The organism is Streptococcus sp. CCH5-D3 (assembly GCF_001556435.1).
In the GTDB taxonomy this organism is placed as follows: Bacteria; Bacillota; Bacilli; order Lactobacillales; family Streptococcaceae; genus Streptococcus.
This window is the reverse complement of record NZ_LSIW01000026.1, coordinates 17,098-31,509: the sequence shown is the minus strand read 5'-3', so window position 1 is coordinate 31,509 and position 14,412 is coordinate 17,098. Positions and strand designations below refer to the sequence as shown.

General features: G+C 41.5%; 13 protein-coding genes and 1 riboswitch. All 13 genes read right to left on the bottom strand.

What is annotated here, in order from left to right; translation table 11 throughout:
- Positions 1 to 22 precede the first annotated feature (22 nt).
- Positions 23 to 283 carry a cell wall synthase accessory phosphoprotein MacP gene (macP, locus tag AX662_RS00705; protein ID WP_037602071.1) on the bottom strand — a complete coding sequence of 87 codons (261 nt, stop codon included), beginning with the start codon at positions 281 to 283 and terminating at the stop codon, positions 23 to 25.
- A 3-nt stretch (positions 284 to 286) separates the two neighbouring features.
- Positions 287 to 835, bottom strand: a complete 549-nt coding sequence (locus AX662_RS00700) for an NUDIX domain-containing protein (RefSeq protein WP_060971311.1) — start codon at positions 833 to 835, stop codon at positions 287 to 289.
- A 75-nt stretch (positions 836 to 910) separates the two neighbouring features.
- A complete protein-coding gene (gene glmU / locus AX662_RS00695) occupies positions 911 to 2,293 on the bottom strand; it encodes a bifunctional UDP-N-acetylglucosamine diphosphorylase/glucosamine-1-phosphate N-acetyltransferase GlmU (RefSeq protein ID WP_060971310.1) in 1,383 nt (460 codons plus the stop codon).
- A gap of 283 nt (positions 2,294 to 2,576) precedes the next feature.
- Entirely contained in the window at positions 2,577 to 5,237 is a 2,661-nt protein-coding gene (mgtA, locus tag AX662_RS00690; protein ID WP_060971309.1) for a magnesium-translocating P-type ATPase, read from the bottom strand.
- 224 nt (positions 5,238 to 5,461) lie between these two features.
- Positions 5,462 to 5,617: riboswitch (M-box (ykoK) riboswitch) on the bottom strand.
- Between the two features lie 188 nt (positions 5,618 to 5,805).
- Positions 5,806 to 6,525 (bottom strand): ABC transporter permease, encoded by a 720-nt coding sequence (locus AX662_RS00685; RefSeq protein ID WP_060971308.1) that lies wholly within the window; start codon positions 6,523 to 6,525, stop codon positions 5,806 to 5,808.
- On the bottom strand, positions 6,518 to 7,357 hold the full coding sequence (locus tag AX662_RS00680) for an ABC transporter ATP-binding protein (protein WP_060971307.1): 840 nt from the start codon (positions 7,355 to 7,357) through the stop codon (positions 6,518 to 6,520). Before AX662_RS00680 ends, AX662_RS00685 begins: the two co-directional genes overlap by 8 nt.
- Before the next feature lie 147 nt (positions 7,358 to 7,504).
- Positions 7,505 to 8,509 carry a type 2 isopentenyl-diphosphate Delta-isomerase gene (gene fni / locus AX662_RS00675; RefSeq protein ID WP_060971306.1) on the bottom strand — a complete coding sequence of 335 codons (1,005 nt, stop codon included), beginning with the start codon at positions 8,507 to 8,509 and terminating at the stop codon, positions 7,505 to 7,507.
- Positions 8,510 to 8,557: 48 nt separating this feature from the next.
- Positions 8,558 to 9,553, bottom strand: a complete 996-nt coding sequence (locus AX662_RS00670) for a phosphomevalonate kinase (RefSeq protein WP_060971305.1) — start codon at positions 9,551 to 9,553, stop codon at positions 8,558 to 8,560.
- Positions 9,546 to 10,490, bottom strand: a complete 945-nt coding sequence (mvaD, locus tag AX662_RS00665; protein WP_060971304.1) for a diphosphomevalonate decarboxylase — start codon at positions 10,488 to 10,490, stop codon at positions 9,546 to 9,548. The genes AX662_RS00670 and mvaD overlap by 8 nt, the downstream gene beginning before the upstream one ends.
- Positions 10,472 to 11,350: a mevalonate kinase gene (gene mvk / locus AX662_RS00660; RefSeq protein ID WP_060971303.1), complete on the bottom strand. Its 879-nt coding sequence runs from the start codon at positions 11,348 to 11,350 to the stop codon at positions 10,472 to 10,474. The genes mvaD and mvk overlap by 19 nt, the downstream gene beginning before the upstream one ends.
- Before the next feature lie 241 nt (positions 11,351 to 11,591).
- The gene (locus tag AX662_RS00655) at positions 11,592 to 12,908 is read right to left on the bottom strand and encodes an FAD-containing oxidoreductase (protein WP_060971302.1); all 1,317 of its coding nucleotides are present in this window, start codon (positions 12,906 to 12,908) and stop codon (positions 11,592 to 11,594) included.
- 141 nt (positions 12,909 to 13,049) lie between these two features.
- On the bottom strand, positions 13,050 to 13,850 hold the full coding sequence (locus tag AX662_RS00650) for an alpha/beta fold hydrolase (protein ID WP_048676085.1): 801 nt from the start codon (positions 13,848 to 13,850) through the stop codon (positions 13,050 to 13,052).
- 36 nt (positions 13,851 to 13,886) lie between these two features.
- Positions 13,887 to 14,249, bottom strand: coding sequence for a hypothetical protein (locus AX662_RS00645; protein ID WP_048676088.1), 363 nt, complete (start codon positions 14,247 to 14,249; stop codon positions 13,887 to 13,889).
- Positions 14,250 to 14,412 lie beyond the last annotated feature (163 nt).

The following is a 14,412-nucleotide window of genomic DNA, read 5'->3' as shown; positions in this document are numbered from 1 at the left end:
AGCTATCTGACTCATAGACTTATTAGAAATAAAAGACAGCAATGAAGAGAATAATCAAGAGGACGACAACCCAAAAGAGGATGCGATTAAGTTTGTGTTGAAATTGATTGCGTTTAGCATTCTCAATCCGACGGCTCTTGTAAGCAGAGGGCTGATAATTAGCTTCATAGTCCTCATCATAGAACTCTTGATCATAGTCCTCATAATAAGGATGTTCCTCTAAATCGATTTCCCCACGCTTAGCCTGCTCAATGACATCGTCAGTCAAAAGTGGCTTACTCATAACTTATTTTCCTCCAAAATGAAGTGCATAGTATTGGAGAGCGATGATGGTTTTAGCATCTTGAATAGCCCCCGAAGCTACAAGTTCCATACACTCCTCATAAGTCAACTCATAGATTTCAAGAAACTCATCTTCGTCAAGTGGGCGTGGATTTTCAACAGGCTTTAGGTTTGTAGCCACATAGAGCTTGATTTTTTCATTACAGAAACCAATGGCTGTGTAAAACTCATAAATCAATTCGAGATCACCCTTATACTGAGTCTCCTCTTCAAGTTCACGCGCTGCTGCAGCCATTTCATCGCCAGCTTCACCGACTTCCAGTTTACCCGCAGGAATCTCGTAAGAAACCGCCTCAATAGCCTTGCGGTATTGTTTGACGATAATGATTTTTCCTTCTGGGGTAACCGCTAAAACAGCTACTGCTCCCTTGTGGAAGATGAGCTCACGACCAGCCGTCTTACCGTCTGGCAAGAGGACCTCGTCTACTGCAACTTCAAAAATATGTCCCTTAAATTTTGACTCACGTTTGAGTGTTTTTTCTTCAAACTCCATGACTTGACTCCTTTAATCTATGACCCCAATCTAAATCATCTCTCCAATAGAAGTAAGACTTAGATAGGCTTAAGCCTATTTTTGTTGGCTTGGGTGGTGAGGTTTCTTAATGGCATAGCCTTCTTTATTGACCTGACGGCCACGTCCAATGGCTACGCTGTCAGCTGGCACATTCTCTGTAATGGTTGAACCAGCCGCTGTGAGGGCGTTGTCCCCGATTTCAAGCGGTGCAATCAAGGTTGAATTGCTTCCGATAAAGACATTGTTAGCAATTTGGGTCTTGAATTTATGTTGACCATCATAGTTTACAGTGATTGTCCCTGCACCAAAGTTAACGTCAGAACCAACTTCCGCATTACCAATGTAGGTCAAGTGACCAGCCTTGGTATTTTCACCGATAGTAGAACCCTTAACCTCGACGAAGTTACCGATATGAACATCTTTTTTGAGGGTTGAATCTGGACGAACATGGGCAAATGGACCAACGGTAACACCTTTTTCAACCACTGAATGCTCAATCATAGAGTTAGTGATAACAGTATTGGCACCGATAGTTGAATCAACAATATAAGTCCCATTGGTAAGCACTGACTCTGCACCAATCTTAGTTTTACCTTTAAGTGTCACATTAGCTTCAATGACAACGTCTGGCTCAATTTCCACATCCACATCGATATAAGTGGCGTTTGGATTTTGGAAAGTAACACCATTAACCATGTGAGCTTGGTTGATGCGACGACGCATAACATCTTCTGCCGTAGCTAAGGCAACACGGTCGTTAACCCCGAGACTTTCTTCAAAGTCACGAAGAGTGAAGGCACCTACTTTTTCACCATTCTCACGGAAAATAGAAATAACATCAGTCAAATAGTATTCCCCTTGAGCGTTGTTAGTGTTGATATTTTTAAGTGCTTCGAAGAGGCGTTTATTATCAAAAACGTAAGTCCCTGTATTGATTTCTTTGACCTGTTGTTCGAACTCGTTGGCATCTTTTTGCTCAACAATCTTAGTCACTTCGCCATTTTCGTTACGGATAATACGACCATAACCAAACGGATTGTCCGCAGTTGCAGTCAAGATAGTGGCAACATTTTTGTGATTAACGTGGAAATCAATAAGGTTTTTAAGGCTTTCACCAGTAATCAAAGGCGTGTCACCAGCAATAACAAGCGTTTGACCTTCAAGTCCAGCCAACTCTTCTTCAGCCATCATTACTGCGTGACCAGTCCCCAACTGCTCAGTTTGCATAGTGAAGGCAGATTGACCATCCAAAACCTCACGAACAAGCTCAGCCTTATGACCAATAACAGTAACATTTTTAGCTGGTTCGATAGCTGAAACTGCACGGCAAACATGCTCAAGCATAGTGATGCCTGAAACCTTGTGCAATACTTTTGGAAGATCTGATTTCATGCGAGTTCCTTTACCCGCAGCAAGGATAATAGCGTAATTACTCATTTTCTTTTTCCCTCTTAATATTTTTTTGTGATGATTTCTTTCGTGACGGTCTTAGCCTTGAGCCCCAAATCTCAGGACCTCAACCTCCCACTGGGATAGCCTAAGAAAGAAAGTGGCCTTGGAAACACAGTCTCTTATTTCTTAGAAAACATGTCCTCAGAACTGTCATTCTAAAGGCCTCTGATTATCTATAATCGCCCTATTATACCATAAATGAAAAGGTTTTGGCAGAATGAAAGGTAATGAAAAAAGAGCTTATGCTCTTTTTCTAAGTATAGTTATCCTATAACCATTCTTTGTATTTCTTAATATAAATATGCTTCACAAAGGTAACACTAAGCATATACAAAGTAATGATGATAAACAAGAGAATGAAATAGAGACCGTTTAGATGGCTGAGTTTTAAGAAACCAGCCAATGGACTGTATGGAAGAGAAGTCACAAAGAAAGCAGCAAATAAGGTTGTCACAACAACTGATAGTGCTGGGTGACTTTGAATAAATGGTAGTTTTGGTGAACGTAACATGTGGATAACCATGGTTTGAGACCACATAGATTCGATAAACCAACCTGTTTGGAAAATAATGATAAAGGCTGCTACTTCTGGTGAACCATGAACATAGCCATGCCCCAAAATCATTGGCACAATGATGAAATAGAGCAAGATATATGTCAAAATATCAAATACGGACGAAATAGGTCCTATCCAAGCCATGAAACGCATGATTGATTTGGCTTCCCAGATATGTGGCTCTTTAAGAAATTCCTTGTCCACATTGTCAAATGGAAGGGCGATACAAGAGATATCATAGACAAGATTTAGGACAATCAAATGCACAGGTGCCATTGGTAGGAATGGTAAGAAAATGCTGGCAAAGAGGAGAGAAAAGATATTCCCGAAATTTGAAGAAACGGTCATCTTGATATATTTGGTCATATTAGCATAGACCTTCCGTCCTTCAACCAAACCTTTTTCCAAGACAATTAGATCCTTATCAAGCAAGATAACATCTGCAGTTTCTTTGGCGATATCAACAGCTGTATCCACAGAAATCCCCACATCTGACACCTTCATGGATGGGGCATCGTTGATACCATCACCCATATAGCCTACCTTATGCCCATTTTCCTTAAGGCTTAGGATAATTCGTGCCTTTTGGTCTGGGGATAACTTAGCAAAAACTGTTGTCGTTTCCACAGCCTTAGCCAAATCTTGATCTGACATGGTATCAAGATCACTTCCAAGTAGAATGTGCGTCACATCTAGACCAACTTTTTCACAGACAGCCTGTGTCACCTTATCATTGTCTCCAGTCAAAATTTTTGTGGTCACACCATATTCCGCCAAAGCCTTGATAGCAGGTGCTGCTGATGGTTTTGGTGGGTCAAGGAAGGCAAGATATCCCGTCAAAATCATATCACTTTCATCTTCGACACTAAAGACATCATTTTCATTAAGCTGTGATTTGTAGCTAACACCGAGAACACGCAAACCTTGTTCATTCAACTGTGCAACTTCCGCAAGGACTTCCTCACGAACATCGTCAGTCAATGGGATAATGTCTCCCTTGTATTCCACATAGTTAGAAACAGAGAGCATTTCTTCAAGGGCACCTTTTGTCACCATGCTAACAAATCCATCAGTGTCTTGAACAATGACACTCATGCGACGACGTTCAAAATCAAAAGGTAGCTCATCAATCTTGTGGAAGGTCTGGTCAAGGTCACGAACGATGTCATGTTTCTTAGCTTCTCTTTCAGTTCGGCTAATAATGGCACGGTCCATAAGATTTTTTAAGCCAGTTTGGAAATAAGAATTAAGATAGGCTCTCCGAAGTACTGATAGGTCAAGGTCACCATGGATATCAAGAGGGTACTCAAGAACGATTTCATCCTGAGTCAGGGTTCCTGTCTTATCCGTACAAAGGATATCGATAGCCCCTAGGTCTTGAATAGCATTAAGCTTTTTGATGACCACCTTTTCCTTGGCCATAATGATAGAACCCTTGGCAAGACTGGCTGTGATAATCATCGGCAACATTTCTGGGGTCAAACCGACTCCCACACTAAGGGCAAAGACGCCGGCTTCAAGCCAGTCCCCATCTGTTAAACCGTTAATCACAAAAACAACAGGAACCATAACCAACATGAGTCGAATCAAGAGCCAAGAAATGGAATTCATCTCACGTTCAAATGAAGTTGGTTCGTCATAAGTATTGATGGTCTGCTCAATTGCTCCCATCATGGTTTCATCACCAACAACTAAAACCAAGGCTGTTGCACGACCAGAGATAACATTAGTTCCCATGAAAGCAAGGCTCTCACTTTCAAGCAGGCTCTCTAGATTTTGACCATCTGCTTTAGCCAGACAAGCTTTTTCCACAGCATCGCTTTCACCTGTCAAGCCAGACTGTTGAACAAAGAAATCACGAGAATCTAGTAAGACCACATCAGCCGGAATCATATCTCCCGCACTTAGTTTGACCACATCTCCAACCACAATTTCATCAATTGGGATTTCTTGCTCACTACCATCTCGAAGTACTGTTGCTGTATTGACAATCATGCGAGACAAATTACTGGCAGCCTTGTCGCTACGAAGTTCTTGAATAAAACGGATACCACCAGATATCAAAACTAGAGTGACAATGATGATAGAAGTCGTTGGGTCTTCTTCACCCGGTTTAGCAAGCCAGACATTGGTGATAAAGGAAACCAGAGCAATGACTAAAAGAATAACAGTAAAGGGATTGATGATAGATTCATAAATCTTTTTAATGATAGAATCCTCTTGTCCTTTGGTTATGACATTTTCCCCATAAAGGTCACGGTTTTCTTCTACTTGGTCTTCCTTCAAGCCATCCAAATGAGTCTTGTAGCGAGTAAGGGTTATTTCAAGTGGCTCTTGAAGAGCAGCAATAAGTCTTTCTTTATTTGTTGACATTGGAATCTCCTTATTTAATCAGGAGCCAATCACTTATGGAGTCCCTAAGACACTAATCAGCGATTGACTGGTTAGGTGCGGTTCGGGGTGATCGTCGATTAGTCTCATAGGTTTCTCCTTTCATTTTTTTACATAGTGGGTGGACCTCAGACAAAAGAAAAGAGTCCTACCCATATACAGGTAAGACTCTATAAACTCGAGGTTGATTTTTTAATAGATTCTGTCAAAAAATAGACCGTTCAAGCTTTAGCTCCGCAAGGCGATGAAATGAGCTTAGTCTTGACCTTGGCGATCAGGACTGTTGACCAACGAGTAGTGTCTCCACTGCTTTGCGGTAGTCATCCGTATCCTTGTGGTAGCCTCACCTACCGTATTTCACTGAAAATAATACTCCTAAGGCAGTAACTTGTCAAGGGGAAAAGTTACTTTTTGCTTGAGTGGGTAATAAAAAAAGAGCTTCCGCTCTTTTTTGTAAGATATTCTTTTGTAAAATGGATTTTTTTAGACTTTCCTTAAGTGAGTGCGGACGTCATAGCCAACATAGAAACTTATCTCTTCAATAGGAAAATTAAGAAATCTTTCGTATTTTCTTAGCCTGCACGAAGTCAAGCAATGCAAAGACCAGAATCCAGATGATTAGAGCTATTAAACTAGCTTTTTGATCCTGCCACTTAAAGTGGTCCAAATCACTAAGTGCATTTGTGAAAAGTCCCATGTGACTATATTTTATAACGGTATCAAAGGTATCACTCATGCCTAAAAATGTTGGAATAAAAAGGCTAATCATCGTTACTGGTAGACTAACAATCTGTGAAGAAATTTGAGTCTTACACACCATACCAATAAATAGATAGATAAGCATGACAGCTACCGCAGTTAATAAAACAATAAGATAATAAGTATCTGACTGTTTACCCAAATCAATCTCTAGAATTTTAGGAATGAAAAGAGCTGAAGCAAGACTAATGGCGAATGGGAAAACAAGGGTAGAGATTATGTAATTTTTCGTCTTAACACCACTCAGAAGGAGAGTACGGAGGGTCTTCTTCTCCCTTTCCTCAGACACAATGGTACTAATTGTATTCCCAGTCCCAAATAAAAGGGCCATAGACAAACACATTACAAGCAATCTAACCTTGGATTCTGTATTCAATGCGTCTTGTATCTCAGTGAGTTTTTTATATAGATAAGTAAAGCCAAATGGTAGCAAGACTTGAATCAAGATACTTTTATTTGATAAGATAATTCGGCGTCTGAGCCACATGAGTGATTTTAACTGCTTACGCATTGAGCTTACCTCCTGTTAGTTGGATAAAGACATCTTCCAAGGTCGGTTCACAAGAATGTATGGTTAGAATATCATCAATCTGGCTGACTTGTCCCAACTCTGAAAACGATAGGTAGTTCTCCTCACCAGATTGATAGGTAATTTTGACACGTTTAGCTGTATTGTACTTTTGAATCAGATCACTTGGAGTCCCCGCTTCCACAATTTGTCCCTTATTAAGAAGGACAATCTTGTCACAGAGGATAGTCGCCTCGTGCATATCATGGGTCGTTAGGAAAATGGTTGTCCCTTCTGCTTGCAACTCCTTAATAAGTTCATGAATAGACTGGGAAGTTGACGGGTCCAAGCCTGAAGTCGGTTCATCCAAAAAGAGAACTTGAGGCTTGTTAATAATGGCACGGACGAGTAACATACGTTGTTTCATCCCTGTTGATAACTTTTCAGCCAGCGTTTTACGTCTGTCATAGAGACCCACACGCTTCATCAAATCATCAAGGTTCCCTTGTGGAACATCATAGAACTTTGAAAAAAAGAGGAGATTGTCATAAAGGCTCAACTTTTCATAATAGCCACTATTCTCCGTAATTAGACCGATATTGGTAAGGTCTTCCTCATTCAGATTGGTAGAGGACTTACCTAGAATCGATGATTGCCCTTGGTCTGGTTTTAATTGACCTGTGAGAATATTAATTGTAGTTGTTTTACCAGATCCAGATGGCCCAAGGAAACCTAAAATTTCTCCCTTGTTGACTTCGAAAGTGAGGGAACTTATGGCCTTAAAAGACCCAAAGCTTTTGACTAAATTGTCCGCTTTAATAACCTGCTGAGACATAGTTACTCCTTTAATATTTCTTTAACCTAACACCTATCATTCCATGTGTTTTTGAAAACAAACATGCGTTGACTGAAAAATACAATGTTTTACATTACAGTATTTTAAAATAATAAGAAAAATTAAAAAAGAGCACTTGGCTCTTTCTTACTTTCTTTGCTTGATATAAGTCCCTTGTAGCTTACCGTGTAGAATGTAATCAACAGATTTGAGCTCATCAACAGTCCGACAATCAAGGGCACACATGATGAGACGAAGGTCGTCCTTCCAGCCATTAACGATAGCCACAACCTTATCCACAGGGTAACGTTCCACCAATTCAAGGACAGTTCGTGAGAGGCCTACACCTTTTGCTCCTAGAACCAGACATTTGACCATATCAAGTGGGTTCCGCACGCCACCAGAGGCTAGGATTTCCACATTATCACGAAGGTCTTGGACTTGCAAAAGGGTCTGAACGGTGCTTTGTCCCCAGTCATTGAGGTAATCTCGGTTGCCGCCTCGACTATTTTCAATATAGGCGAAGCTAGTCCCACCACGACCTGAGATATCCACAGTCTTGATACCCTGAGACATGGCATAACGAATGGTTTCCAAATCCATACCAAAGCCGACCTCCTTAAGCACAAGAGGAACTTTTATTTTCTGCGCATAAGTCGCCACATTTTCCTTCCAAGTGTGGAAAATACGCTCTCCCTCAGGCATGAGAAGCTCCTGCATAAAGTTAACATGGAGCTGTAAAAAGACTGGGTTCATCGCTTCCACCGTCTTAATCCCCAGATCCACAGACTTATCCACACCGATATTAGTCGCTAGGTCTAAGTCTGGAAACTCTTGGCGATAGTCAAAGGATTCTGGTGCTTCTCCCTTTAGAGCAGCACTATAGGACCCCGTCACCATGAGAATACCTGTTCGGCTGGCCACCTCAGCTAGTTTTCGATTAACTGCGCCACCTTTGGTAGAACCACCTGTCATGGCATTGATATAAAAGGGAAAATCCCAATCTCGTCCAGCAAAATGTGTGGACAAGTCAATCTGATCTAAATCATAAGTCGGTAGAGACTTGTGGATAAGTTCCATATCGTCAAAACTATTGTAGGGCGACTGGTACTTAAGGGCATAACGGATGTGATCGTCTTTACGATTTGTCATAGGTTATTTCTTTACTTTCTTGCGTGATAATGTCTACTTAGCTGACCCCTAAACCTCATACAAGAGCTCTATTCCTTCCTCTTGCCACCGCTCAACTAAGGTATCTCGGCTTGCTTGGTCAAAGGCAAAGGCGATACCACAGTCGCCACCTCCTGCTCCAGAGGACTTAGCAATGGCATCTAGGCCTTGCTTAGCTTCTTTGAGTTTTTTCAGCTTGGCCACATAAATATCTGGACTAAGTGATTCCAACTGGTCACTGACAGCCTGAAGGCTGCTCTTAAACAAGTTCTTATCTCCTGTTACCAGAGCCTTGATGGCATCTTGAACAGCCACTTCGGTTTCACTTAGATACGTGCTTGATATGCGAGATTTGGCCATTTTAACCATGTCTTTTGAGATAGCAGCTTGCTTGGTCCACCCCACCAAAAAGTGAGCTTTGAGAACTGGCACTATAGGACTGATACGATAGCCCCAGTCTTTTTCCAAAAGCTCTGATAGAGTTATTTGGTCTATAAGCTCTGCTATTTTTGCACGGTCAAAGGAACGATAGGAAATCAGATCCTCGTATACGATACAAGCTAAATCTCCCATAGAACCATTATCTCCCTGCTTGAGAAGGGTGTAGCTAGCTAGCTTAAAGAGAATGTCTTTGGATAAGTCTTTCTGAAGGGCTGCTGCCAAGGCCTTGAGGGTCAATACCACAACAGAACCCGAAGAACCGATACCAAATTTAACCCCATCTCGTTCTAATTTTCCAGTGATGGAAAGGTCCAGAGCGGGTAAATCCTCACCACAGTAGGCTTCAAAAGTATTCAAGGCCTCTTGAATGAGGGCGTAATTTTCGTCTGGCTCACGGCCCACACTATAGTCAAACATATCTGAGGTCAACTGGGTAGTTTGGGCTTCCTTGACCTCTGCCGACATAAAAATAGGAATAAATTGGATTAGGGCTGTCTGCCCAGCTGTTAAGACTGAGTATTCTCCAGCAATGTAGAGTTTCCCACCTGTTTTTACTGTGACCTGATTGACCGACTGTTTAGGCATCTGGCAACTCCTTGGTGCGTGAAACAATGACCTGATAGTCCTGACTGAAATGGTCTGCTAGGCGGTCTAGGTCTTCTTCCAGACAGAGCACCTTAACATTTGGTCCTGCATCCATAGTAAAGTAACACTGCTCACCAGAGGCACGGAGGGCCTTAACCTTGTCCATAGCCTGATAAGAGGCTTCCGTTAGATATGAAAATGGTGGGTTAGCCGTACTTGTTGTTTGGTGCATACGAAGAGCATTAGCTTCAGTGAGCTCACCGACTGCTTGGAAATCATTAGCCTTGAGGTAGTCTAACATATCCTTGTAATCCTGCTCAGACTGTTTAATCCACTCTGGAAAAGAGGTCGATGTTTCGGTACACAATTTCATACCGTCCCGGCTTGATACGGGTTTCTTTTGATCTGTCAAAACCAGCATAATCATGGCCAATTTAAGGTCTGTTTCAACCGGGTAAACCTCACCACTATCCTTGTCCCAGGCTGCCAATGGTCCAAAGAAGGACCGTGATGACGAACCTGAAGCAAACTTGGCAATTTGAGCTAATTCAGACTGCGTTTTTCCGACTTGAAAGAGCTCGTTAGCTGCCTTAACTAGGGCAGAAAGTCCTGAGGAACTTGAGGATAGACCCGCTGCTGTTGGCATGTTGTTCCAAGTTTCAATCTTGACATGTTGGTTTGGATTAGTACGGAAGAGATCTAAAACCTTGCTGGCCTTGGTTGTTTCTTTTTCTCCTTGGAGCTCATCATCGATATACATGACATCACCAGTCGCATCCTCAGGCAGAAAAGATAACTTGGTTTCCGTATACATATTTTCCAAAGTCAGTGAGATACTACTGGTTGAAGGAATCATACGCTCCGCATCCGCCTTACCCCAGTATTTGACAATAGCAATATTTGCGTACGATTTGACGCTTACAGGCTTTCTATCCACGTGTTTACGGCTCCTTTTTCTTGAAGTTTTTTAGCAATCGTTCGGGCTTGGTCTTTAGTACTTGTCAGGGCAATAATACAGCCACCCAATCCTCCGCCTGACATCTTGGCTCCCAGTGCACCATGCTCCAGAGCAGTTGCTACTAGAAGATCCGACAAATCACAAGACACCCCTAAAGATTTAAGGTGATTATGGGCTTGAGACATGATCTGACCAAGAAGCTTTTGATCCTTGGCTTTGAGAGCTAGTTCTGCCTTCTGACTTAATTCGCCCAGTTGGTTGAGATCTGACAAGGCATCTAAACCAATGGCCTCAACCTTTTCCACGGCCTCACGGGTATTTCCATGGATACCCGTATCAGCAATGACCAGATAGGCACCTAAATTGACCTCGATTTCCTTGAAACCGATATTACGCGTAAAGCTAATGGCTTTGTCACTCAAGCAGGTCTTTGCATCTAAACCACTAGGTTTACTATGGGCAATGGTCTCCGCCTGATGGACTAGCATTTCCAAGGTCTCCTGGCTAAGCTCCTGATTAAAATAATCAAAGACCGCTCGAATTGCCGCAATGGCTACAGCCGCAGACGACCCCATGCCACGCTTTTCAGGGACACTAGACTTAATAGCATAGCTGATAGGCTGATTCTTGATTTTCAGATAATTAAGCGCTGAAAAAATCGCCGTCGTCAAGGGATCTTGAGCCTTGAGCGTCAAAGGAGTCTCAGCCGCCTGAATCTGACAGACAACCTCAATATCCTTAAGAGGGAGGGCAAGGGCAGGATGACCATAAACGACCGAGTGCTCCCCCATCAAAATAATCTTACTGTGAGCCTTGCCCACTCCTACTTTCTTAGTCATAAATTACACACACTCACAGACGAATTTACAGGCGAGTGTCTTTCTAGATTTTTCATACAGATTCTAGTGGTGACTCAAGGTCAATCATGCATTCAAAGAGACAAAGAGCACCAATATAAAGAATTTTCTTATAGCACTTCTATCTTATCATCAAAGCGCAAAAAAAGCGACATCTAACCTAGAGTGTCGCTTTGTATTAGAGATATGTTTTCAAAAAAAGAGCCTCTCAGCTCTTTTCATTTTAAATCGCAAACAAATCGTTTAGGTTCTCAGCCATAGTTGGGTGAGTAAAGATTTGTTTAGCCAAATCTGTATATGGAATGTGATGATTCATCGCTAGGGTAATTAGATTGATAATTTCATGAGATTCTTGACCAAAGAGGGTCACTCCCAAAATTCCCTTAGTTTCAGGATTTACCACAGCTTTGAAAGCACCGCGCAAATCACCGTTAACATGACCACGAGGCATACCTGCCACTGGCATTTCTTTAACTGCTACTGGCAAGCCTTGTTCCTTGGCTTGGTCTTCAGTAAGGCCAACCTGAGCCAAAGGTGGGTTTAGGAACATAGCTGTTGGAACAACTCCACGTGTTTCAAGGTTATAGCTACCATCCCCTGTCAAGTAATTAAAGACAATACGGAAATCATCTAATGAAATGTAAGTGAATTGAAGGCCACCATTAACATCACCCACTGCAAAGACACCTGGAACACTAGTTTCCAAATGCTTATTAACCTGAATACCACCACGTTCTGTCAAAGCAATATCGGTATTTTCCAAGTGAAGAGGTTCAATATTAGGCTTGCGTCCTGTCGCATAGAGAAGCGCATCAAAACGGAACTCGCCTTTGTCAGTAACAACGACAACTTCATCACCGTCATTCTTAACTTCAGAAGTTTTAACACCTTGCTCAAAGACAATGCCATCCTCTTCCATGTATTCCTTGGCCAACTTAGCAATAGATGGCTCCACACGTGGCAAGAAGCTAGTCGCAGCATCCAAGACAGTCACTTGGCTTCCCAAACGGTTATAAAGGCCAGCAAATTCAAGACCGATATTACCACCACCTAGGACACCCAGACGTTTTGGCAAGGCTTTAAGGGTTTGAATACCAGTTGAATCGTAGACATGCTCAGTTGTTGTCAAACCAGGAATAGGTAAGACATTAGACACAGCACCAGTATTGATAACAATAGTCTCAGCTGTAAGCTCTTGGCGGTCATCACCAGCTACTACTTCAATAACCTTATTTGACACAAAATGTGCCTCTGCATCAATGACATCAACGCCATTGTCTGCCAACATTTTATAATTCTTAGCATTAAGACGACCAGTCACCGCACCACGTTCTTTCATAGTGTCCTCAAAAGACCAGCCCTTCTCAGCCGCTACAATCATGGTCTTAGTTGGGATACACGCAATATTAATGCAAGTACCACCATACATGGCTTTACTGCGCTCGATGACAGCAACTTTCTTACCAGCCGCATTCATCTTAGCAGCCAGAGTTTTACCGGCTTTACCGAAACCGATAACAATCAAATCATAGTTTAACATTTCTGTGTCCTCCTATCTATTGCCATTCTATCATTTAATTTTTCAGACTGCACATATCTGAACTGAAAATAAAAAGAGGCTACAAGCTCCACTGTAACCCCTTTCTCATTCTATTTTAATAGATTTTCATAAGTCCACTACCTAAGTGTTTTCTCGCAGAAATTCTAATATCATTTTATTAAATTGCTTACTTTCAATAAAGGTCGCGTGTCCTAGTTTGTCAAATTCGTGATAGGAAGCATTTGGAATGCTATTTGCAAGTTCCCTTGCACCATCCACTCCCAGAACCAAATCGTTTTTGGCTCCCAGAACAAGGGTCGGACAAGTGATTTTATCAAGCGAACTATAGCAATCAAAGGCTAGAATTGACTTGGCTAAACCAACAAATCGATGGCGTTTTTCCTTGCTTACAGACTTCAAAAATAATCTGTTAATCACATATAATTTCTTTAAAACAGGTGACGAAAATGATTTACTCACGGAATCCATATTTAGCTGGTCCATATCACCATTTTCTGCCATCTCTATCCATCCTCTGATGGTTTCTCTACTAATAGCATTATTTCGAGAGAATGTCAGAGCTAACACCAGACTAGTCACCTTTTGAGGATACTTGATAGCAAACAGCTGAGCAATCATACCACCTTGTGATATACCTATGATAGAGGCATTAGCAATATGCAATTCTTGTAAAGAATGGTAGAGGTCATCAGCCATATTTTCAATTGAAATGCCTTCTTCGATATGGTCCTTTCTATCAAAAATATAGACCTTGTACTCCTTAGCGTATCGATAAAATAGTGAGTAAATAGTCAGGTTGGACATATCACCTAATCGTTGCAAACTTAATCCCGTAATGATAATAAGAGTTTTGTCTCCCTTACCAAAAGTGACATAATCTACACCTGGGTCCGACAAATGATTTCTTTGAATGGTAAACATTATCTACACACTTTCTATTGTAAGATTTAAGTAGTATCATGCGTCCGGGGCATTATTTGATGCCATGATGATAATACTTACCAAAACAACAAAGGTAACTTGCCAAAGAGTGAAGGCCATGAAATCCCCACCTTTAAAAATAAGTAGGTCACAAACTAAAATAGCCAATAGCACAGCATTTTTTCTAAAAAGTTGGTCACAATTTTTCCAAAAAGTTTCAAAAGAAATATTGGCTCCTATCTTACGAACAAGCCTCACATGATAAATAATCTCAACCAGGGATGCCACAACTACTGTAGTTAGCAGTTCAGTCAAAGAGACATCCATACGAAAACCAAAATAAAGAACGACAAGCTGAGAGAAAACAATTGCTGTGAAAACGCGAATATGGTTGGCCACGATAAAACCTCCTAATGGCAAGCATTATAGATACTCATTACTCCCCTTAATATTTCTACTCATTATAGCATAAAATAAGACCAAAATTAGAAAAAATCCATCCTTTGCAAGTACTCACCCCTCAACTAGCAAAAAAATGATTCACTTCTTGTCTCAGACCACA